This is a genomic window from Salinivibrio sp. YCSC6 (assembly GCF_004916735.1).
Lineage (GTDB): Bacteria > Pseudomonadota > Gammaproteobacteria > Enterobacterales > Vibrionaceae > Salinivibrio > Salinivibrio proteolyticus.
In genome coordinates, this window is sequence record NZ_CP039516.1 from 1126898 (window position 1) to 1149541 (window position 22644).

At 49.1% G+C, this 22644-nt stretch carries 22 protein-coding genes and 1 pseudogene; 16 read left to right on the forward strand and 7 right to left on the reverse strand.

Going from position 1 to position 22644, the window contains the following annotated elements:
- The first annotated feature begins 53 nt into the window (after positions 1-53).
- The 3 genes from E8E00_RS05140 (at position 54) to E8E00_RS05150 (ending at position 3394) form a co-directional block, all read left to right on the forward strand.
- Positions 54-938 (forward strand): sterol desaturase family protein, encoded by an 885-nt coding sequence (locus E8E00_RS05140; RefSeq protein WP_240531895.1) that lies wholly within the window; start codon positions 54-56, stop codon positions 936-938.
- Positions 939-1035: 97 nt separating this feature from the next.
- The gene (locus E8E00_RS05145; RefSeq protein ID WP_096628909.1) at positions 1036-2595 is read left to right on the forward strand and encodes a YjjI family glycine radical enzyme; all 1560 of its coding nucleotides are present in this window, start codon (positions 1036-1038) and stop codon (positions 2593-2595) included.
- Positions 2582-3394, forward strand: a complete 813-nt coding sequence (locus tag E8E00_RS05150) for a 4Fe-4S cluster-binding domain-containing protein (protein ID WP_205907369.1) — start codon at positions 2582-2584, stop codon at positions 3392-3394. Before E8E00_RS05145 ends, E8E00_RS05150 begins: the two co-directional genes overlap by 14 nt.
- On the opposite strand, the gene E8E00_RS05155 is transcribed toward E8E00_RS05150, so the two are convergent.
- Positions 3366-4196: an AraC family transcriptional regulator gene (locus E8E00_RS05155; protein WP_096628906.1), complete on the reverse strand. Its 831-nt coding sequence runs from the start codon at positions 4194-4196 to the stop codon at positions 3366-3368. The two genes, E8E00_RS05150 and E8E00_RS05155, sit on opposite strands and share 29 nt — an antisense overlap.
- Positions 4197-4289: 93 nt before the next feature.
- On the opposite strand from E8E00_RS05155, the gene E8E00_RS05160 reads away from it, so the two are divergent.
- Positions 4290-5672 (forward strand): MFS transporter, encoded by a 1383-nt coding sequence (locus E8E00_RS05160; protein ID WP_168174038.1) that lies wholly within the window; start codon positions 4290-4292, stop codon positions 5670-5672.
- An 84-nt stretch (positions 5673-5756) separates the two neighbouring features.
- Here E8E00_RS05160 and E8E00_RS05165 read toward each other — a convergent pair whose 3' ends face one another.
- Complete coding sequence (locus E8E00_RS05165; RefSeq protein ID WP_096628900.1) at positions 5757-6944, reverse strand: MFS transporter; 1188 nt, start codon at positions 6942-6944, stop codon at positions 5757-5759.
- A 249-nt stretch (positions 6945-7193) separates the two neighbouring features.
- On the reverse strand, positions 7194-7970 hold the full coding sequence (locus E8E00_RS05170; RefSeq protein ID WP_096628897.1) for a MipA/OmpV family protein: 777 nt from the start codon (positions 7968-7970) through the stop codon (positions 7194-7196).
- Between the two features lie 179 nt (positions 7971-8149).
- Between E8E00_RS05170 and E8E00_RS05175 the strand changes: the two genes are divergently transcribed.
- The 7 genes from E8E00_RS05175 (at position 8150) to glpC (ending at position 16290) form a co-directional block, all read left to right on the forward strand.
- Entirely contained in the window at positions 8150-8854 is a 705-nt protein-coding gene (locus E8E00_RS05175) for a response regulator (protein WP_096628894.1), read from the forward strand.
- Positions 8855-8895: 41 nt separating this feature from the next.
- Positions 8896-10188, forward strand: a complete 1293-nt coding sequence (locus E8E00_RS05180) for an ATP-binding protein (RefSeq protein ID WP_096628891.1) — start codon at positions 8896-8898, stop codon at positions 10186-10188.
- A gap of 95 nt (positions 10189-10283) precedes the next feature.
- Positions 10284-11051: a glucosaminidase domain-containing protein gene (locus E8E00_RS05185; protein WP_096628889.1), complete on the forward strand. Its 768-nt coding sequence runs from the start codon at positions 10284-10286 to the stop codon at positions 11049-11051.
- 8 nt (positions 11052-11059) lie between these two features.
- Positions 11060-11743 carry a YoaK family protein gene (locus E8E00_RS05190; protein ID WP_096628886.1) on the forward strand — a complete coding sequence of 228 codons (684 nt, stop codon included), beginning with the start codon at positions 11060-11062 and terminating at the stop codon, positions 11741-11743.
- 290 nt (positions 11744-12033) lie between these two features.
- Positions 12034-13728 (forward strand): anaerobic glycerol-3-phosphate dehydrogenase subunit A, encoded by a 1695-nt coding sequence (gene glpA, locus E8E00_RS05195; RefSeq protein ID WP_096628883.1) that lies wholly within the window; start codon positions 12034-12036, stop codon positions 13726-13728.
- Positions 13725-15038, forward strand: a complete 1314-nt coding sequence (gene glpB / locus E8E00_RS05200) for a glycerol-3-phosphate dehydrogenase subunit GlpB (RefSeq protein ID WP_096628880.1) — start codon at positions 13725-13727, stop codon at positions 15036-15038. Before glpA ends, glpB begins: the two co-directional genes overlap by 4 nt.
- A complete protein-coding gene (gene glpC / locus E8E00_RS05205; RefSeq protein WP_096628877.1) occupies positions 15028-16290 on the forward strand; it encodes an anaerobic glycerol-3-phosphate dehydrogenase subunit GlpC in 1263 nt (420 codons plus the stop codon). Before glpB ends, glpC begins: the two co-directional genes overlap by 11 nt.
- 132 nt (positions 16291-16422) lie before the next feature.
- On the opposite strand, the gene E8E00_RS05210 is transcribed toward glpC, so the two are convergent.
- The 4 genes and pseudogenes from E8E00_RS05210 to E8E00_RS05225 all read right to left on the reverse strand — a co-directional run bounded on the left by E8E00_RS05210 (position 16423) and on the right by E8E00_RS05225 (position 18961).
- The gene (locus E8E00_RS05210) at positions 16423-16824 is read right to left on the reverse strand and encodes a hypothetical protein (protein ID WP_240531894.1); all 402 of its coding nucleotides are present in this window, start codon (positions 16822-16824) and stop codon (positions 16423-16425) included.
- A 69-nt stretch (positions 16825-16893) separates the two neighbouring features.
- Positions 16894-17106, reverse strand: coding sequence for a helix-turn-helix transcriptional regulator (locus E8E00_RS05215; protein ID WP_096628874.1), 213 nt, complete (start codon positions 17104-17106; stop codon positions 16894-16896).
- A gap of 7 nt (positions 17107-17113) precedes the next feature.
- Complete coding sequence (locus E8E00_RS05220) at positions 17114-17662, reverse strand: DUF2975 domain-containing protein (protein ID WP_096628871.1); 549 nt, start codon at positions 17660-17662, stop codon at positions 17114-17116.
- A gap of 169 nt (positions 17663-17831) precedes the next feature.
- Positions 17832-18961: pseudogene (locus tag E8E00_RS05225) on the reverse strand (IS256 family transposase).
- Between the two features lie 201 nt (positions 18962-19162).
- Here E8E00_RS05225 and E8E00_RS05230 point away from each other — a divergent pair.
- Genes E8E00_RS05230 through E8E00_RS05250 form a run of 5 tightly spaced genes read left to right on the forward strand, consistent with a single transcriptional unit; the run spans position 19163 to position 22582 of the window.
- Positions 19163-20119 (forward strand): MBL fold metallo-hydrolase, encoded by a 957-nt coding sequence (locus tag E8E00_RS05230; RefSeq protein ID WP_096628868.1) that lies wholly within the window; start codon positions 19163-19165, stop codon positions 20117-20119.
- Entirely contained in the window at positions 20109-20423 is a 315-nt protein-coding gene (locus tag E8E00_RS05235) for a hypothetical protein (RefSeq protein ID WP_096628865.1), read from the forward strand. Before E8E00_RS05230 ends, E8E00_RS05235 begins: the two co-directional genes overlap by 11 nt.
- Complete coding sequence (locus tag E8E00_RS05240; RefSeq protein ID WP_096628863.1) at positions 20411-21277, forward strand: DUF692 domain-containing protein; 867 nt, start codon at positions 20411-20413, stop codon at positions 21275-21277. Before E8E00_RS05235 ends, E8E00_RS05240 begins: the two co-directional genes overlap by 13 nt.
- A complete protein-coding gene (locus E8E00_RS05245; protein ID WP_096628860.1) occupies positions 21270-22001 on the forward strand; it encodes a putative DNA-binding domain-containing protein in 732 nt (243 codons plus the stop codon). The genes E8E00_RS05240 and E8E00_RS05245 overlap by 8 nt, the downstream gene beginning before the upstream one ends.
- Positions 21998-22582 carry a DoxX family protein gene (locus E8E00_RS05250; RefSeq protein ID WP_096628858.1) on the forward strand — a complete coding sequence of 195 codons (585 nt, stop codon included), beginning with the start codon at positions 21998-22000 and terminating at the stop codon, positions 22580-22582. The genes E8E00_RS05245 and E8E00_RS05250 overlap by 4 nt, the downstream gene beginning before the upstream one ends.
- Positions 22583-22644: the final 62 nt, after the last annotated feature.

The following is a 22644-nucleotide window of genomic DNA, read 5'->3' on the forward strand; positions in this document are numbered from 1 at the left end:
TTGGGCAGAACCTCCTAATATGTTAATAATTTGTACCGTGCGATAAAGGCCCCGTGACCGAACTGATCTCCCACCCCGAATGGCTACTGCTTGTGCTGGCTCCCGTGTTCTTCTTATGCATGTTGGGAGAGTACTGGGTGGCGCTGCGCCACGGTAAGCTGGGTGACAATGCCCGTTATTACGTGCCAGAAGTGCTTTGTAATTTTACCTTAGCGGGGTTGCATCAAGCTGCAGATTTACTGACCGGATTGCTGATTGCCAAGGTGTATTTGTGGTGGTTTGGCTGGCGGCTGTTTGATATTGAGATGTCGGTAAGCCTGTTTTTGTTACTGATGATCGCGCAGGATTTTTGTTATTACTGGTTTCACCGTGCTAGCCATCGTGTGCGCTGGATGTGGGCGGCGCACGTGGTGCACCACAGCTCAGAGCGGATGAACTTTAGTACCGCGTTTCGCCAAAGCTTAATGTACCCGCTGGCAGGGATGTGGCTGTTTTGGCTGCCGCTGGTGGTGATCGGATTTCCGCCGCAATGGGTGGTGTTTGTTGTACTGCTGAATTTAGGGTTACAGTTTTTTGTTCACACTCAATGGATAAAGACACTGGGGCCTGTGGAGTGGATTTTTAATACCCCGTCTCATCATCGCGTTCATCATGGCGTAAATCCTCAGTACATCGACAAAAATTACGCGGGAATTTTAATCATTTGGGACAAGTTATTTGGCACCTTCGAGCCGGAATCTGAGCCGGTACGCTATGGGATCCCCAAGCCAGTGAACAGCTTTAACCCTCTGGTGGTGACCTTTGCAGAATGGAAACAAATGTGGCGAGACGCCACGCAGCCCGATCTGAGTTTCCGACAACGATGGCAGTGCTTGTTTGCACCACCAGAACAAACACAAGGTCACACGACAGACGTGGAAGCATCACGTGAGAGGTAGCGGTTTTCTATCGTGTGGGCAAGCTAACATATTCTAAGAAAATAACCCTTTATTCTCATGTGGTTATTCTTAGAACTCAGCTTGTCAGGAGCCCCGCATGACAGACGCTATGCATGCCATCGTTACCCATCCGCACTTAACCCCATCGCAGAAAACTTTAGCGCTCGCTGCGCAAGCCGATGCGGCTTTGCCCTACGTACCTTGCAGCCGAGCGCTCGTGGCTGCGATGGAGCAGGGTGTGATTGGCGATATGTTTGAGGGTCACGCTCCCTTTAAACCGCGTTATGTGTTGCCTGATTATGCCCGCTTTTTAAAACGCGGGTCGGAGTATTTGGCGTTAACGCCGGCAACCGATCTAGAGGATGCGCTGATGAAGCTCATGGTGCTTTACCATCATGTGCCTTCGGTGACCAATATCCCGGTGTTTTTGGGTTACCTCGATCAACTCTTGCTGCCATATTGCAAGGATGTGAGTGATGAACATTTGTATCAAGCGCTAAAGCGATTCTGGATCCAGCTCGATAGAACACTGCCAGACGCATTTATGCATGCCAATATTGGCCCAGATGATAATCGTGTTTGCCGCATGATTTTGCGCATCGACGCAGAACTGCAGCAAGTTGCCCCCAACCTGACCTTGATGGTGGATCCGTCTCGTACCCCGCGTACCCTAGTTCGTCAGGCGACAGATAACATCATTGCCTGTAGCAAGCCACATATTGCTAACTGGTCGGTACACCAAGCCACATTTGGTGATGCAGAGGCTCATTCGCCCAATATGGGGATTGTGAGCTGTTACAACGCGCTACCGATTGGAGGCGGTGCGAACACCTTGGTGCGCCTTAACTTAAAAAAAGTCGCAGAAGAAGCCAATGATCTCTCGACATTGCTCTCGCACACCTTGCCACATTACGGTGCATTGATGGTGGAGCTGATCGATGCACGCAGCCACTTTCTGCATCAAGAATCACACTTTTTTAATAGCTTTCTGGTGCAAGAAGGCTTAATTGATGAGAAAAAATTTGTACCCATGTTTGGCGTGTACGCGATGGCTGAAGCGGTCAATACCCTGATGGCACGCCAGGGCCTATGTGGTGAATATGGTCACGATGCAGTGGCGAATGAGATGGCACACGATATCACCAAAGCATTGAGTACGTTTGTAGCAGAGACTCCAGTGAAGTATGGCTGGCGTGGGCGAGCGTTGCTGCATGCGCAAGGTGGGTTATCCATTGACCAAGGGACCACTCCGGGGGTGCGGATTCGTTACGGTTATGAACCGGATCCTGTCACCCATTTACAGGCGCTTGCGCCATTACACCCTTACTTTGAAGCGGGTGTGAGCGAGATCCTGACATTGGATGACACCATTAAAGGTAATCCTGATGCATTAACCGATTTATGTTTAGGGGCGCTGCAATCCGGGCTGCGTGAATTCACTGCGAATACAGATGGGACTGATCTTGTGCGTATCACCGGCTATATGGTGAAAAAGTCCGAGATTGCCCAGTTTAAACAATCGGGCGCTCGCACCAATACCACGGTATTGGGCGCAGAAGCTTCTGAGATGACGACAGTGACAGCGCGGCAGCCGAGAGTCATGAGTGCAGAATTTCTCGCGGGCGCGCGTTGGATAGACACACATGAGCCATCCTAAGCAGGAGAAAATATTGGGGCCAGTGGTTCGGGTGGCGAGTGTGTTGCCCTATTCCTGTGTCGATGGTCCCGGTAATCGGATGGTGTTTTTTCTGCAAGGTTGCCAATTTCGTTGCCCAGGGTGCCACAACCCTGAAACCATTGAACGTGACAGTGCAAGCGCATTCGATATGTCTTTGGCCGAGGCGGTGACGGCGATTTATCAACAACGGCACTTTATTCGTGGAATTACCGTCAGTGGTGGTGAGGCCAGTCTGCAATGGCGCTTTGTCCGCGCGCTTTTTCACGCGGTCAAACAGCACCCTGAATTAGCCCACCTTACATGCTTAATCGACACTAATGGCGGTGTGTCATGTCAGCGTTGGCAGGCGTTGTCATCCTACATGGACGGTGCCATGGTGGATATGAAAGCATGGGGTGATGACACGCATCGGGCTATGACCGGACATTCGTCTCGCCGTGTGCGTGACAGCCTAAGTTGGCTGGCGAAGCAGGGAAAATTGCAGGAGGTGCGGCTGTTACTGATCCCCGGTTATACCGACTGGCAAGCTAATCTGTCGCCACTCTGTGCCTATTTATATGATTTGCAACAAATGCAGTTGGCGCAGGGAAATGTGTTTTCCGTGCGTTTAAATGGCTTTCACCGCGCAGGTGTGACGGGTGATGCCAGTAATTGGCCAGAGGCAACACACGCGCATCTCGATACCATAAAAACCGCCTTGCAAACGGCAGGACTGCAAACCGTGACCATGCCACCACCTGAGTTACTGCCTATCGAGCAAAGCTTGCTCTCGGTGTGAACGCCGATTCAGCACTGGCTGAGAAAAAGACAGACGGCGGGATACCCACGAGGTTAGTCACCATTGCGGTAAATGCACTTTGTGACCCATAACCTAGCTCTTGAGCAATGTAACCAAAGTCATAATCTTGTGCGAATAGGGCGGCCGCGAAAGTGAGCAATGCCTGATTTCGCCATTGGTTAAAGGTCATGGTCAATTCGCGCTTAAATAAGCGTGTCATGGTGCTCTCACTGGCACCAACCTGCCGACAAAGCGCGCAAAGGGTGAGCGATTGGTTAGGCTGGGCAATAAATAATTCGCACAAATGTTTAAGCCGCTTTTCCTTGGGCATTGGCAATCCTAATGGCAGGGGGGCGGCGCTTTTTACTTCGTCAATTAACAAAGACCATAATGCTTGTTCGCGCGGTGAGGGTTGTGGCCCTTTTGGTTCATGGATCAAGGTTTTCACGATGGCTTTGGCTAAGTCACTAACACGTAGGCAATGACAGTCACAATCCGCATGTTTGATTGAGTAGCTTGGATGCATTGCCACGTTATAAATCTGCGCGCCTTTAAGTAGGTAAGCTGCGTGTGGAGTGCCGGGAGCTATCCACACTGCATGTTGGGCGGGCACGACATAAGTGTGGTGAGTGGTTACGACTTTCACGATACCGCTATCTGTGAATGCTAGCTGGGCATAGGGGTGATGATGAAAAGGCGTATGGGTGCTATCTGTTGAGTGCTTAATCGCTACTGAAACAGGTCTGTCAGCTGAAGGGGCTACAAAGACCGGTTTTGACGGCTTCTCTATATAACGTGCCATATTGTCGATATTCCATCATACGGTAATGGCTTACAAATACGCCTTGTGGGGATCGAAGTAAAGAAGATCCCCTTAATGAGCAAGGAGTATGTGATGACAACAATCCAGCAACTGTTTCACTCCCACCAAAAGTGGGTAATAGCAACTGTAATATTTGGTGCATTGCTACCACTGATTGATACGACGGCGATTAATCTTGCTGTTCCCGCGATGCAACAAGGTCTTCATAGCGACGTCACCAGCATTAAATGGGTGATTATTGGCTATTCACTGTTTGCAGTGATGACGGTGGCGTTGTGCGCTTGGCTCACGCGTAAAGTTGGCGCCACTCAGCTTTGGCTCACGGGCCTTCTACTCTTTACGGTGAGTTCAGCGCTATGTGCAAACGCAGCCAGCCTAGACATCATATTGGTGGCTCGGGCGCTACAGGGAGTCGGTGCGGGTATTTTAATGGTGGGAATGCAAACACTATTGGTCAAGGCTGTAGGTCGAGAACAGCTAAAGCAAGCCATGGCCATTGTTGCCATGCCTGCTGTTATAGCCCCCATGTTGGGACCGGTACTTGCTGGTTACTTACTGAGCGTGGGTGATTGGTCTTGGTTATTTTGGATCAATGTACCGATAGGCGGCGTGGCGCTTGTTCTGTCGTTTTTTGTGCTGCCTCGTGAGCATGCTGACGATGAAACGCGTTTAGATGTGTTGGGCGTGCTATTGGTGAGTGTAGGGGTAGGCTCCATTCTTTATCTTGCGGTGTGTTTAGACGATGTTTCGTCAACAGGACACGCGCAGCAGTGGAGCATGCCTGTACTGACAACAATGTGCAGTTTCTTTGTGTGGGGATGGGTAAAACGTCATTTTGCCACTCTAGGCGACAACGCACTGATACGTTTAGCGCCGTTGAGTATTCCCTCATGTCGGGCAAGCCTAGTGTTACTCTTCCTCGCGAGTCTGGCCTTTTATGGTGGGCTGCTTGCTATTCCACTGGTATGTCATGAAAGCTGGCAACTCACAAGTATGCAAACTGGCCTCATGCTCGGTATGCATGGTGTAGGGACGCTAATGTCGCGCCGTTATTTAGCGAAGTGGTGCGTGCATTACCCGGTCAGTCGAATTGCCACAATCGCGCTTTTTATCGGGGTGACAGCGTCATTGGCGTTGGTTTTCGTTGGTAGTAGCCTTATCGCATTAGCGATGACAATGCTTATGCGAGGCGCAGGACTCGGTCTATTAACGTTGCTGGCTATGTCACACACATTTAACGACACGCCGCAATTTATGGCGCCCGATGCCAGTGTGCTATCGCGTCTGGGAACACTAGCGGGTGCGACCATAGGACCGATGATTATCATGGTGGTTTATCAATGGGCGCCAGATGACTATCAAGCCGCATGGACACTCTCTATGCTCGTCGTGATGCTACTTGGCGCGATAGGGCCAATTTTACAATTGGCCCAGACTGAAGACGCTACGTGTTGAGTGTCTTAGTCGGCAGCGTGAGTCTGCCGCCACCTTTTAGGGTTTTTGGGGTGGCAGGAATGAAAGGTCATCGGGCAAGATGGATTAGGCATCCGGGCACTTTGTCGCTACTGAGTGAGCGCTTTGGCGTAGAATCCCGATTTGAATAACGATAGCAACGGCCGCTACGGCGGCGGCAGCGTAGACAAGCTGAGTCACCGAAAGGCCTTGGCCGAGCCACAAACCACCTAATAGGGTACCCACCGCACCTCCTAAATAGTTTGACGAACTATTCAGTGCAACCACCGCGGCGCTGTGCTCCGGCTGGAGGCTAATCAGCGTGTGTTGCTGTGGCGCAAGCGACGACCAACCGGCGGCGCCCCACAAGAAGAAGGGTAAAAAGGCCATTATTGCAGTTAACGACAAACTGCTCGGAATACTCAAGCTATTAGGAATGCTAAAGATAGCCACACACATCAGCGTCAGTACGGCGAGCAGGATTGCCTTTGGATGTTTTACCCAGTCGATGATATGGCCGATGGTGAAGCTACCCACCATGCCGCCTAGCCCCCAAACCCATAAATAGGGTGTGAGGTTAGTGTGTTGTGTGATGCCCGTAATCACAGGTGCGAGGTAAGCGTAAAGCCCCAAGCTAGCGACAGCAGTCAGGAAGGTGACAGCAATGGTGGCAGACACCGAGCGATTGGCGAGCAATGCGACACGCGCTTTCAGCGATGGCGGTGGCGCGACACAGATATGGGGCACCCCAAGCAGCACCCCAATCAAGCCAATAAGCGCGATACCGACTACAACGGCGAAAACGCCTTGCCACCCCAGCCAAGTGGCGAGAGCAAGACCGGCAGGTACGCCGATGACAGTACCTGCGCTCATGCCACCCAGTAACAGTCCTAGTGCGCGACCTTTCTTTTTTGCAGGTACCAAAGAGGCGGCACTCGCCGCCGCTAAAGGTGAGAAAATACCGGCGCCGATACCGGCCAGCGCACGACTTGCTAGCAACATGCTTAAGTGCGTGCTGAATATCGTGACAAGGTTAGCGAAGATAAACACCAGCATCGATAGCACGAGCGCCTTTTTGGTTGGAAAGCCGGCTAATAATGTCGCGAGTACTGGTGCGGAAAGGGCGTAGCACAACGTAAAAGCCGTCACCATCTGTGCGGTTTGTGCTTCTGTGATCTGAAAACTGGTCGAAATGTCCGGAATAATTCCTGCCACGACATAGGCATCCATCCCGAACGCAAACATGGCAATGGGTAAAAATAAAATGTTTTTCATGGGCATCCTAGCGCGTGAGTCAGAGAAAAGTCGCGAATGTGTCGCCATTTGGCGTGCGATGGCGAGGGGATAAAAGCGAGTACCTGTGTTATGCGTTAGGAATGTAACAAAATGTGACTAGAAGCTTCAATCACAACCCATTGAAATAGATTATGATGGAGAGGTAACTATTTTTAACAATATAAACAAAGCTTTATGCGGCAGGGGAGCGGAGTCGACCACCAGATGGGCCGGTGGTCGACTTACTACTTAGAAGTGATAGCTAACCATCGCTTGGGCTGCCCATTGATTCGCGCTATCGACGATTGGCGAATCAGCAAGGTCGCTGCCTAAACGAGTGTATTGTGTGGTTTGGCTAATATCCCAGTTTTCACCCATTGGTACGACAAGTTTGTAGCCAACGTTGTAAGCAAAGCTGTCATCACCTTTATAGGCGGCGCGTTGTGCAGTGGCTTCGCTGTCTTTCACGCCAAAGTAGTGGTCAACATAGTCTTTGCTCAACCAATCAACACCTGCATAAGGTACAAAGTCAACATTGCCGAAATGGGTGAGGTGCATGTACTTCATGCCTGCATTTAAACCATTGTATTCACCAGTAATATCGTGGCCCACAAAGGTAGATAGCACGCCTCCATTGCCTGTGTTGATGTCCATATTGATGCCGCCATCAATGGCCTGATTACGATTTCTCATGCCTTTTAGGCTATCGGCATCTGTACTTTTGTAGCCAGGAGTTAAATGACCGATGTAAGCGTTTAAATTAAAAGTGTCATCATTTCTACCTAAAAAGCGATAATTGAGTCCATTGTTGAGGTCTGCGTTAAAATCGTCGCCATAATAGCCTAGATTAAGATTTAGGTAGGTATTATCGTCTTGACCTTTGTACAGGTCACTTTTGGTGCTGATGCCGACTTCAGCAACTGCTTGGCCCTCGTGTGAATAAATGTTGCCGTTACGAATATAGGTATCGCCAGCATATGCGGTACTAGAGGCGATTGCTGCGATAACAATTGCAAGTTTTTTCATGATTACTTCCTTTAATGATGTTTACCGCTGGGGTTGGCAGTAATGTATGCGCATCAGTGACCAGAAAGTATCCCCAGTTCGTCCAGACATTGTCTGGCCTCTGTCAGAGTAGGAATCAGTTGAATCAACTAGGCAATTGGTATACTTGTTACCTTTTAGTGATGATGTGACGAATCAAAATGGAAGAGAAACTGCACCTGTTTGTGGTCGAGGATGACCCTAAAATGCGCGCATTGTTAACGGAATACTTCGAAGCGCAAGATTATACCGTGACCGCATTGGCAGAAGGCACAGGCGCGGCAGAGCAAATATTGGCAGCACAGCCTGATCTGGTATTGCTGGATCTCATGCTGCCCGGCGACGATGGGCTGACAATTTGCCGACAGATCCGCAATGGTTATCGCGGTAGAATTTTGATGTTAACCGCCAGTGATGACGATTTTGATCATGTGGCAGCGTTGGAAATTGGGGCCGATGACTTTGTCAGTAAACCGATTAAACCCCGCGTGCTTATGGCGCGTGTGCGTATGCTGTTGCGTCGTCAATCAGAGGCAGCTATGCCGTCTACGCCGTCAGGGCTACTGCAATATGGTGGTCTTGTGCTTAATCAAGCGCGCCGGCAATGCCAACTGGATGAACAAAGTATCACGTTAACGGAAAGTGAATTTGATCTTCTCTGGCAATTGGCCTCGCACCCCGATGCCGTGCAGTCGCGAGATACGCTTACCCAAGCACTACGCGGGATTGAGTACGATGGCATCGACCGAACTGTGGACAACAAAATCGTCACGCTGCGCAAAAAACTGATGGATGATTCTGCCAGCCCCCGCCGAATTATTACGGTGCGGGGTAAAGGCTATTTATTTGTGCCCGACACCTGGTAATAACAACCAGGTGCGATTGGGGTTTGGATTGAGGTAGGGGCATGCGCCGCATTTATTTGGAGTTCTTCTTCAGCCTAATCATTGTTTTCGTTACGAGTATCGTGACGTATGTGGGGCTAGTATCTAAGGTAACCGATGATCATGATGCCATTTTTTTGGCACGCCAAGCTGACGGATTAGTGGATATACTCGATGTTATTGAAGCTACCTCAGGCACATCCATCGCGCTAGAAGCACTCGATAAATATATTGAAAAAGTCGAATTTGTACTAGAAACCTATCAAGCAGAGGCACTCCCCGATCAAGTCAGTGCTTATTTCAATCAAGTTAATCGCCCATTGGATGTGTTTTATGATCACGACGATAAACTTTGGTTCCATCTAGCTGACAAAGACACTTTTTATGCGATGCAAGAAAATACCGATTCACCACTACATATTGCAATTGCGTTTGAGGATAACTTACTGATTGCATTTTTGTGTGGGGGATTCGCTGTCTATAGCTTCTTTATGGTGTGGTTTTTAAGTCGGCGCGTTCGTGCATTGGAACGAACAACTTTACAGTTTGCTGGGGGAGACTTGAATGCCCGGGCATCAATACGTAGCCACCAACGTGTTGGATCGCTGAATCGCACTTTTAACCATATGGCCGATCGCATTGCTAATTTGGTCAGTAGCAGCAGAGCGTTGACCAATGCTGTTGCACATGAATTGCGAACTCCCGTGTTTCGTATCCAGTGGCAAGCAGAGCTGTTGAGTGAGAGCGCGCTGGACAATAAGCAGCAACAAAAAGTCGCCAGTATCATTGAGGATACCGATGAAATGGCATCATTGGTTGATGAGCTTCTGTATTTGGCCCGTGTCGATCATCCTAATACGCTCTTTACGCCGCAAACGCTGGAGGCGTCTGTGTGGATGAAGGAGCAATGGCCACGTTGGCAAACGCTGAGCACCAAGTCCATGAGCTTGGATGCACCGCAGGACTTGCCGCGTGTTGAGGCGGATCCGCACTTGTTAAAACGGGTGATCACCAACTTAATTGGTAATGCGGAGAAGTATGCGACCAGTCAAATAGCTGTTCGTGTGTATTGTGAGGACACACAGCTGGTGATTGCGGTCCACGATGATGGTGAGGGCGTGGAGTCATCACACTGGCCGTTTATCTTTGATGCCTTTTACAGTGCGGATCGTTCCCGCGATAAAAAGCGTTCCGGCTATGGCTTGGGGCTTGCGATCGTCAAGCAAATTGTCATTCGTCACGGCGGCCATGTTGAGATTGACCATAGTGATTTAGGCGGCGCATGTTTTCGGGTCATCCTACCCCTGCAAACATGATGTCATGCTGCCAGTGCTAAGTTGAGAGGGCAGTATTCGTCGCCAACGGGTATTTCGCGTATAATACCGCCCACATCGACAACATTAGGGGCACTATGAAACACCGTACCTTCGTCTTTATCGGCATGGCGATTCTTGCTGTGACCGTCACCATTTTGATCTCGTGTCAGCGCCCCCAAGCTCCCCTCGTTCCTGATTTCCAATCGTTTGCCGCGGGGGCAGAGCGTAAGCAGGCGTTTTTTGATTATTTCACCCCTGTGGTTAATGCCATCAATAGCCAAATACTGGCGGATCGCACCGCATTAATGGCATGGCATGCACGTAAGAGTGAGTTAAGTAGCCGAGAAATAAAACGCGTCCAAGCGCTTGCCGAACAGTATGAGCTGGCAGGCTTTGATGTCGGCCACGACGCAGATTGGATGGCATTGATCCAAAGGGTGGATATCATTCCGCCGTCGTTAGTGTTAGCGCAGGCAGCCAATGAGAGTGCGTGGGGCACGTCGCGGTTTGCACGGGAAGGGAATAACTACTTCGGCCAGTGGTGCTTCAGCAAGGGCTGTGGACTGGTGCCCCAGCAACGTGCGGAAGGTAAAGTGCACGAAGTCGCAGCCTTTGATAACCCGCAAGCCTCGGTACAAAGCTACGTCAACAACTTGAATACCCATGCCGCCTACCAAGGGCTACGCGAAATCCGCGCCAACCTGCGTGAGCAGAATAAACCTTTGTCAGGCGCAGCACTTGCCAATGGGTTGGTACGCTATTCAGAGCGAGGCCAAGCCTATGTGGACGAGTTACAAGCGATGATCCGCCACAACCAACTGGACATGCTCGACCAGCCATCCTCCTCATCCAATAACGACTAGGAAAGCCAATGATTACCCGTTTGCCTCGGTGGGTTGAAGCCGGGGCGTTTGTGTTAGCGCTGATCGCCGGTAACATCAATGCGATCGGTTTGTTGGGCTTTGAACATCAAGCCGTCTCCCACGTGTCTGGCACCGCGACGCAATTTGGCTCGGGGTTGTTTGCAGGCCAATGGACACAAGTTATCCAATTGGGTGGCTTATTGTTGGCTTTTTTCCTCGGTGCCGCGATTTCCGGATGCTTATTGCATGGCAGCACGCTTAAATTGGGCCGCCATTATGACTCGGCACTGTTTGTTGAAGCTGGGCTGATTATGGTGGCGTTTTATTTTCTGTCTCGCGGGTTTGCCATTGGTCAATTGGCAGCCTCGGCAGCATGCGGCTTGCAGAATGCGATGGCGACCACTTACAGCGGCGCGATTGTGCGCTCAACCCACTTAACTGGCATCTTTACCGATTTAGGATTGATGCTAGGGGGTAAGCTGCGCGGCAATCCAGTGGATAAGCGCAAACTGATGCTCTTTTTACTGATCGCGTCTGGCTTTATCGTCGGCGGGGTAGTGGGCGCAGCGCTCTTTGCGCACTTCCATTTTGCTGCCCTGCTGTTTCCCGCAGGGTTATGTTTTGTGGTGGCTCTGTGTTATCGCGGGTATATGACACGCCAGCGTTTAGTGACCCGCACCAGCAGCAAGTAATTATACAACCTATTAACAATGCGCGTTTTCGCGCATTTTTTAATGTATTTGTTGTGCATCGCATCGATTTTGATCATTTCACCCACTCTTCACGGTGATTGTCGAGCCAGCTTCTTGTGGCCGCGGTTTCCCGTGTCACCATTCGCGCGTCTTTTGGCGGCTAAAAGTTTGTCTTAAATCAAACAAGTGTGAGTTTGCGTTTCGAATTCGCGCATTATGTGATGATCTCGCCGTCTTTGTGACACGGAAAATGCCACACTCCCGTTACGATACAGTAACAAGGAGGCCCCATGCCAAATAGCCAGTATATTGAAACGGATGTGGTCATCATCGGTGGGGGTGCAACCGGCACCGGCATCATGCGAGATTGCGCACTGCGTGGCATCTCATGCATTTTGCTCGAACGTGACGATATCGCGGCTGGGACATCGGGGCGCAACCATGGCTTGCTGCATTCCGGGGCTCGTTACGCGGTCACAGATACCGAATCGGCCCGTGAATGCATTCAAGAAAACACCATCCTTAAATCCGTTGCTCGCCACTGTGTGGAAGATACCAGCGGACTTTTTATCACCTTGCCGGAAGATGATTTAGCGTACCAAGACACCTTTATTGCCAGTTGCGATAAAGCCGGTATTCCGACCCGAAAACTGACACCACGTGAAGCATTAGCGTTCGAACCCAACGCGAATCCAGCGATGATTGGCGCGGTACAGGTGCCAGATGGCATTATCGATCCGTTTCGCTTGTGTGCCGCGAATGTGTTGGACGGCAAAGAGCACGGCGCCAAGGTGTTTAACCATACCCGAGTGATGGGATTAATTCGTCAGGGGGCGACGGTGCAAGGCGTCCAGTGTTTGCATTCCCTCACCGGCGAGCGTTTTGCCATTATGGCCAAGCAAGTGATCAATGCCGCGGGAATTTGGGGGCAGACAATCTGCGAGTATGCCGATCTGAATATCAAAATGTTCCCCGCCAAGGGCTCTTTGCTGATCCTCGACTATCGGATTAACAACCGAGTGATCAACCGCTGTCGTAAGCCGGCAGACGCTGACATCTTGGTGCCTGGTGACACCATTTCCTTAATCGGCACCACCTCTGAGCACATCGAGTACGATCAGATTGATAAACTCGCGGTGACGCCACAAGAAGTGGATGTGCTGATGCGCGAGGGGGCTAAACTCGCCCCCATCATGGCCAATACGCGCGTGTTGCGCGCCTACGCGGGCGTGCGACCTTTGGTTTCGGTAGATGACGATGGGAGTGGCCGTAATATCAGTCGTGGCATTGTGTTGCTCGACCACCAAGCACGCGATGGGCTGGAAGGCTTGATCACTATCACTGGTGGTAAGCTCATGACCTACCGTTTGATGGCCGAGCAAGCCACAGACTTGGTGGCTGAAAAGCTGGGTAACCGCAACCGTTGCCAAACTGCGACCCGTCCGCTACCGGGCTCTGAGCCTTCTAAAGGGATCCGTAAAGCCAGCGCCAGCTTGGTGAAACCTGTCTATCAATCCGCCTATTACCGTCATGGTGAGCGCGTTAGCCATTTTTTAGATGAAAGTGACGATAGCCAAGCAGTGATTTGTGAATGCGAAATGGTGACCAAGGGCGAGGTGAACTATGCCATTCAATCGCTGGATGTGAAAAATCTCACCGATCTGCGTCGGCGCACCCGTCTGGGCATGGGGCCTTGTCAGGGCGAGCTGTGCAGCTATCGTGCCGCCAGCTTATTCAGTGAACTGGCTGGAATAGATGGCCAAGCCAGCGCAGGGCTGCTGGTGGACTTTCTCGAAGAGCGCTGGAAAGGCGTGAAACCCATTTTTTGGGGTGATGCGCTACGCGAAGCCGAATTTAGCTATTGGATTTATCAAGGATTATTTGGCGCCGGTGAGGTGCCAACGCCGCCGAAGACACCACACAGTAGCGCTGAGATAAAGCGTGCTACATCGACATCAGCGGCTGATCAGGAGGTATCACAATGATCCACTACGATATCGCAGTGATTGGTGGCGGCATTGCCGGGTTTACTGCTGCATTGCGGTCACTGGAAGCGGGCAAGAAAACCGTGATGATTAGCGCCGGACAAAGCGCGCTGCATTTTTCGTCAGGCTCGATTGATGTATTGGGCCATTTTCCCAATGGCGAGCCGGTCAGTCAGCCTTTTGAAGCGATTCCGAAACTGGTGCGCCAACATCCTGAGCATCCGTATGCCAAAGTCAGCCTAGATGAGATCACCCAGTCACTCGCTTGGTTCCAACATCAACTGAGTGCGCAAAAGGTGTGTCTGTATCATCAAGAAGATAATGCCAACCACGGCCGTATTACGCCATTGGGCACCGTGCGGCCGACGTGGCTGTCGCAAGGGCATGTGTATCAGCATCGCGGCCCGCGTCGTTTCTCGGGTTTGTGTTTTGTCGCCATTGAAGGCTATCGCGATGCACAGCCGACCTTAGCGAAAGATACCATTACCGCCCAGCGTGATTTTGCATCCTGCCTAAGTCGCACCATTACTTTGTCGATTCCGGGTGCTGAGCGATTACGCCGTAACCGCAACGAGCTACGCTCAGTGGATCTTTCCCGTTTATTGGCGGAACCTGAGGCCTTTGACAGCCTGTGCGAGCAGTTAATTGCGCAATCCGGCCCTGATGAGCTGGTGATTTTACCCGCCATCATTGCCGATGTGGCGGGTGAGCGAGGTATGGATGCGCTGAAACAGCGCACTGATCGCTGTTTTCACGAAGTGCCAACCATGCCGCCCTCGCTGCTGGGGATCCGTATTGAGCGTGCGTTACAGCGGGCCTTTGCTAGCGCGGGTGGAGTATTGCTGCGTGGCGATCAAGTGACCGGTGGCGAGTTTGACGACAACGGTCGCCTTACCGCCTTGCATACGCGTCAGCTCGAAGATATTCCCTTAACTGCAGAGGCGGTGATCTTGGCCACGGGTAGCTACTTTAGCCGCGGTCTCAATGCCGATCGCACTCAGGTGAGCGAACCGACGTTGGGGTTAGATATGGTGCAAAGCCCTGATCGGAGCGAGTGGCGCAACGACGACTTTTTCAGTCAGCAAAGCCACCCCTTTATGGCGTTTGGCATTAACACCGACAACCAACTGCGGCCCACCGCACGCGGCAAACGTTGCCAAAACCTGTTTGTGTGTGGCGCGGTACTCAGTGGTTACGATCCCGTCTATGAAGGCTGTGGCGGTGGCGTCGCGATTGCAACCGGCTACGCCGCCGCGCAACGTGCGCTTGCTGTGATGGCGAACGCTAAGGAGGCGTCCCATGCTAACTGAATGGCTGAAACAGCGTGACTATAGCGACCATGCGCCGCAACCCACCAGTTTTGACCAATGCATTAAATGCACGGTCTGTACTGTGTATTGTCCGGTATCAAAAGCGAATCCTGCGTATCCTGGTCCCAAAGAGTGCGGCCCAGATGGTGAGCGCCTGCGGATCAAAAACCCTGAGTATTACGATGATCTGCTCAAGCTATGCACCAACTGCAAACGCTGTGAAACCGCCTGTCCATCCGGGGTGAAAATTGGCGATATCATTGCGGTGGCGCGCGGCAAACACGGCAAGAAAAACATCAATCCTAAGCTGATGCGTGATTACGTGCTGAGTCATACCGACTTGTTTGGCACGCTTGCTAATCCAGTCGCGCCACTGGTCAACGTGATGACCGATCTGAAACCGGTGAAAGCGGTAATGCATGCCACGATTGGGGTGGATAAACATAAATCCTTACCTAAGTATTCATTTGGCACCTTTCGGCGCTGGATGAAAAGCCAAGCGGCGGCACAAGCAGATTATCCCAAACAAGTCAGTTACTTCCACGGCTGCTATGTGAATTTTAACAACCCGCAGCTTGGTAAAGACTTGGTGAAAGTGATGAATGCGATGGGGTATGGCGTGCAATTGCTCGAGAAACATAAGTGCTGTGGCGTGCCTTTAATTGCCAATGGCTTTTACGATAAAGCGCGCCGCAACGCGACCGCCAATACCGCGATGATTGCTGATGCAGTTTCCGAGCAACGCCCAGTGATCGCCACTTCATCATCGTGTGCGCTGACGTTAAAAGAAGAGTATCCCCATGTACTGGGAGTAGATAACGCTCATGTGGCAGGGCAAATCAGTTTTGTGACCCGCTTTTTACTCAAAGCGGCCATGAATGGCGAGATGCCCAAGCTCAACCCAATTAATAAGCGCGTGGTTTACCATACCCCTTGTCACTTGGAGCGCAGTGGTAATGCGATGTTTACCATTGAGCTATTGCGTATGATCCCAGGCTTAGAGGTGATTGTGCTCGATAGCGAGTGTTGTGGCTTGGCCGGCACCTATGGGTTTAAAACCGAGAACTATCAAACCTCGATTGCCATTGGTAGTGGCTTGTTTGCTCAGATTGAAGCCGCGCAGGCGGATTTTGCGGTCACTGACTGTGAAACCTGTAAATGGCAAATTGAAGAAAACACGTCGCTGGAAGCTTTGCATCCGGTAAGTGTGCTAGCGATGGCGGTTGGCGTACCCTCAGCGTCTTACAATTAGCTATAATTCGCTAGTGATTGACTCGTAATAAGTTGCCTCCAAATTCATTTGGCGGCAACTTCATCATACGGTATCGTGGTATGTGTTTTAATTTCCGGAATGTTATTCTTGTGATTATACTAAAGTGATTAATTAGTCCCAGAGGCACTCTACAGTAGAAATAGATGATGTGCTCTCTTCAAAGCAGACATATGCTTGCTTAGCTTGATTAGGCTTAAAAGTAATATATCCTGACTTTATGTCTTCTTCTCTAAATGTAATTTGAGATGCTTGGAGCCTTTTCCCATCAACTAGGATTGCTTCAAAATTATTGTATAACCACGACGAAACTTTTTTTTGTTTTTGAGATAGTGTAATCGTAACTTCAGCACAACGCATAGGTGGGTTTTCTAATATCACCTCTCCACCTTTTTTTTCAATAACTTGAAAGCCTCTGTTCACATCATGAGTGCGAGTTATATTTACATCACACATAGGCTTGCTAAAAACACTTGCCGATGAAAAAATCATTAAAGAAATAAAAAATCTTAACATAAAAAACACTCTTATATATATGTCTGGAAATAATTAAATTACATAAAATTCGATGGATTAGTTCCTATTCTATTTGTTCTTCTTACAGTGTACTAGTATATCTCCTGGCTGACAGTCTAAACTCTCACAGATTTTATCTAACGTACTAAATCTAATCGCCTTTGCCTTCCCGTTCTTTAGAATAGAAAGATTCTGTTCTGTTACTCCAACTAGTGTAGATAACTCCTTCAATCGCATCTTTCTTCTTGCTAACATAACGTCCAAGTTAATCCTGATAGACATAGTTCCTCTATATTATATATTTGCTTTCTTCCGAAATATACTGAGCTTCTCGCATAACCCAACCAATAGTAAGGATGATAAATCCACAAAGTATAGCCATTAAATTTATAGCCCCGAAAGAAAAAGATATTATTCGTTCACCTGCTGGATTATTAAAGCTAATAATAACGGAGATTAAACCGTCATAAACCAAATCAACTAATATCCATAACAGGAAACTACAACCAAGCTTGTGATATGCATTAGCGGTCTCTACTGAGAAAATAATACCTTTTTCATAGGAGCGAAATAACTTTACTAGGGTCTGGATACCATATAGCAGTACACTGAGTGGGATAATACTAGAAGCCATCGCTAAAATGCGTGTCTTAGTACTTAAATCTAAGTGAGTGTAGACACTAATTGTATTAGAAAACTGTGTTATCCCAATTTTAGTAATGAAGTCGAGGTCAGTTTTTACTGTCGCCCAGTAGTAAATAACCCCTATGGGTAAGAGAAAGGTCAACAGTTGAAGTGCTAACCGAATAGTATGACTATAACGTTTTATTTTTTGCATAGTTATTTCCTTTTGCCTTCTTTGTTGAAAAAATTATCAATATAATGATTGATAGTCAATCATTTTTTATCGTTTATCGTTATGTTTTGGGGGTGATGAGGCGTGATAAGAAACTAGTTTGGTACAGCAGGACCGTTGAGGGTGTTCATAGTTCTGTGTCACCCAACGTTTAAAGATCTACGTAGTTGTCGAGCCGTCCTTCGAAGTGGATGCTCAATTGGGACAATGTCAGGTTCCAATTCTGCACCGGATGCGTCCACTTCTCTGACGCCTTCAACATACCTGCATACAGCAACTTGAGCAACGCGTTCTCGTTGGCAAAGCCACCCTTGGTCTTCGTCAGTTTGCGGAATTGGCGATTAACAGCCTCAACGGCATTGGTCGTGTAAATCGCTTTGCGGACCTGCTCTGGGTACTTGAAGTACACCGATAGATTTTCCCATTTGCTGCGCCACGACTTTATGACCAGTGGATATTGAGCACCCCATTTGCTTTCCAGTTCATCTAACGCTTGCTCTGCAGCGTTTTGGGTCGTCGCGCGGTAAACGCACTTCAGATCGGACATAAAGGCTTTCTGATTCTTGCTGGCCACGTACTTCACGCTGTTGCGGATCTGATGGATGATGCAGAGCTGAACCTCCGTCTTGGGATAGACAGTTTCAATGGCTTCAGGGAAGCCCTTTAATCCATCGACCGAGGCAATAAGGATGTCTTTGACGCCACGGTTTTGTAGGTCTGTCAGTACATTTAACCAGTATCGGGCACCTTCACTTTCTGAGAGATAAAGGCCAAGTAGTTCCTTTTTGCCCTCGATATTCAGCCCTAAGATTGTGTATAGGGCTTTAGAGACGAAGCGGCCATTTTCTTTGATTTTGTAATGGCGTTTATCGTGCCATTGGACACCTCAGTCCCATACATCTCAAGAAGGTACTCACGAATGCTTTTGTAGCTATTCTCAAGTGCAAATAATGAGATAATATTACGCTCCATCTCATCGGTTAACCGAGTCTGATACTTCTTAACGGTCTGCGGCTCGAAAGAGCCGTTGCGATCACGGGGCGTGTCTAGTTCAAACGAGCCTGAAGCGGTTTTGATGGTTTTCTGAGAGACACCGTTTTTGCGGTTAGGCTGACCCTCTTTGGTCAGGTGCTCATCCATCTCAGCAGCCAAAGCAGCTTCGGTGATCTGTTTAATCAACGGCGTTAGCAGTCCATCTTTCCCGTTGAGGTCTTGTCCAGATTGCAGTGCCTTAGCAAAAGCTTGAATATCAATTTCGTATTTGTCGGACAGTGATTGCATTTTATCCCTTACGTTGACTCACAATAAAGTTCAACAAGCCTCGTTCAGTTCTACTGAACCAGTATTCAAAAACACTAGATATATCTTACTGAATGAATTAGATACATTATCTCCACCCAAGCTGGTCCAAAGATACTTTTAATATTCATTCAGTTTTTTATTTTTAATCACATAGATAAGTTAAGAATGCAGGTAGTCGGTATGAAACCACCTTTGAAATCGCTGGTTCTAGTTATGGGACTTTTCCTCGGAACCGCTAACAGTTACGCACTCTCTGTTGAACCCCTCGAAAAAGATTTTACTTTGCAGCTGCTCGGATCAGGCGGACCAATTTCTGATGACCTTCGTGCATCGTCCGGTGAACTAATTTGGTGGAAAGGAAAATCACGCGTGATGATCGATGCCGGTGGCGGTGTTTATCTACGTTTTGGCCAAGCAGGCGGCAAATTGGAAGATTTAGACTTCCTTGGTTTAAGCCACTTTCACACCGACCACGTCGCCGACGTTCCTGCCTTATTAAAAGGTGGCTACTTCTTTGACCGTCAAGATCCCCTCGATATTGTCGGTCCACAAGCGGGCTCTGCATTTCCTAGCTTAACCGGTTACATGAAAGCGCTTTTCGACGCTGATGAAGGCGCTTACGCATATCTGAACGGTTTGTTTGACGGCAGTGATGGCTTGTTCCCAGTCACCATTACTGATGTGCCATACAAAACTTCTAAAGGCACCAAGGTGTACGAGCAAGATGGGTTGACCATTTATGCACTGGGTATCCCACACGGCGACGTTCCGTGCCTTGCTTTCCGAATCGAAAGTGCCGAAGGTGTGATGGTGATTTCCGCGGACCAAAATGGCAGTAATCCTGACTTCATCGACTTCGCTAAAGGTGCGGATATTTTATTAATGCCATTGGCTATTAATGAAGAAGCCGACGAAGTTTCGTCATCTTTGCACGCTAAGCCATCGGTTATCGGGAAGATCGCCGCAGAAGTGAACCCAAAACTCTTGGTGCTTAACCACTGGATGGGCTTAGGTCTAAAGCTCAAACCCGCTTCCATCAAGGTCGTGAAAGAGTATTACCACGGTCAAGTTATCGCTGGGCGCGACTTATCTAGCTACCCAATGAGCGCAGCGAAGGAGATGTCTTATGAACAATAAACTCGTTCTATCTATCGTGATGACGTCTGTCATTACTTTGAACTCAGGCATGGCGCTTGCCGATGCACCAACCGAAGCTTCCGTAGAAGCTCAATCCAGCTCTCAACATGGAGGTAAGTGTGCAGCAGGTAAATGCGGTACAGAAAAACGCTTTGAGAAAAAAGAGCTAAAAAACGATCCACAAGATCGCTTAGTACGCGCTCGTGACGGCAAATGTGGTGTAACAGGAGAAGGTATTAACCCATCGGCTGAAACCATCAAACTCACCAAAAGCAAAATAACAGGTGGCGTATGCGGACAATAACCGATACATCAAAAGGGATTGGGCTGCGCAGCGAACACGTTGATTTGCTGTGTCAGTTGCCCGATCACCCAGATATAGATTTCCTCGAATTAGCACCGGAAAACTGGATGAATATTGGCGGTTTGAAACGTGAACAGCTGCAAGATATTGCTCAACATTATCCGCTTGTCGCTCATGGCTTGAGCTTATCGATTGGTGATTGCCAACCGTTAAACGAGTCCTTTGTACGAGACGTCGCACGCTTTCTCGATGAATTTAATATCGGCATTTATAGTGAACATCTGAGTTTCTCTAGAGACAACCAGGGCTATTTGTATGAACTACTTCCGATCCCTCGGCATAGAGAGAACATTCCATATTTGGTCGAACGCATTCAACGCGTGCAAGACATTATTCAGCGCCCATTAGCGTTAGAGAACATCTCTTACTACCACGATTACGGACATGAAATGCCAGAGGGTGAGTTTATCGCTGAAGTGAGTGGCCGAAGTGGATGTGAGCTGCTTATCGACATCAACAATGTGTTCGTCAATAGCCGAAATAATCATTTCTGTCCTTATGACATGCTGAGTGCTTTACCAAGCGATGCGATTCGTTATTTCCACATTGCGGGTCACTTGAAAGAGCGTGACGACTTCTTACTCGATACCCATGGTAAACCAGTACCTAATGAAGTGATTGATCTGGCTCGTTACGCCTACTCTGTGCATGGCAGCAAGCCTTTGCTTCTTGAGCGCGACCACAATGTGCCGTCCCTGCTTGTTCTGGCTGAAGAGCTTCGCAGCATTCATGGCGGGATCTTGGATTTCAGCCAAACACTCGAAGTTTTGTGTAAGGAGGTGCTCAATGCTTAATCCTCCGAGCAAAATGTGCGCGCAAACCGAGTCCCTAACTGCTCTGATTCGCACGCCTATGAATCAGCATGTGCTGTGTCGATATAGCGAATTTATCCGCGACAACATCTTAGGTATCGTTGCGAATACGTTCCCTCTATTTTCTTCGCAGTTCGCTGATGAACAGCTTGAACGCATGGTAGATGACTTTGTGATGATGCATGGTGCAACCGAGCCTGAGTTTCATCATATTGCCACCGAGTTTGTTCAGTTTTTGCAGCATGAAGCGCATCAAGACTCCAACTCTATCTCTGCCGATCAGATGGCGTTATTGGAATATGAATGGGTGGCGTTCAATGTTGAAATTGACACCTTAGTAGCAGCATTCACTTCTTCATCGAATCCGATATTAGAAGAGAATCAAGTGCTGCAACTCAATCCAACATTAAGGCTGCTCGAAGTGCCTTTCTTGCTGTATCAAGACTCCGTGACTTTCCTAACTGACAGGCGTCACCCTGTATTTTATGGCGTGTTTCGCAACTCACAGCATCATGTGATATCGCAAAAGCTCAGAGAAGTGGATGTCGCATTGATTCAGCTATTACAACAGCAACCAAACCTGACTCTGGCACAACTACAACAAATGATTGCTCAGCAACTTGCCAGATTCAGTTTCATGGGGTGGGCTCAACACTTCAGTGAGCTAGGACTTGTCAGCGTCCGCCCTTCAGGAGAAAAATTATGATTAAGTCAGCCCTCAATTGGTTCGACGGTTTCGTCGAGAAATGCAGAAGATACGATTTCTTAGCGTTGCTTGCGATTCGTCTCTACCTCATTCCGGTCATTTTTGTCGGCGCTCGCTCTAAGGTGTTGGGCTTCTCTGGTACCGTCGCGTGGTTTGGAGCCTCCACCGCAGACGGTGGTTTGAACTTACCATTTCCCGAATTGTTAGCGTTTCTTGCCGCAGGCACGGAAGTTCTTGGCTGTATTTGTATCGCTTTGGGGTTGTTTACCCGAGTGATGTCTATTCCGATGATTTTCTTGATGAGTGTTGCGAGCGCAATGGTGCACTGGAAACACGGTTGGGATGCCATCGCCACCAGCAGCATGGAAGCAACGGTACGTTTGAACGGCTTTATTGAATGGTTAGCAACCAATTTCCCAGGTCGATACAACTACATCACCGAATTGGGTGACCCAGTGATACTCAACAACGGTATGGAGTTCGCAGCCACCTACTTTGTGATGTTGCTGGTGCTGTTTTTCTACGGCGGTGGTCGCTACGTAAGCTTGGATTACTGGTTGAGAAAGCCATTAAAGGCGTAAGACAAGCGCACCCAAGCATTAATGCTTAACTAAACAGACTAATAATAACCTTATCTAACCCG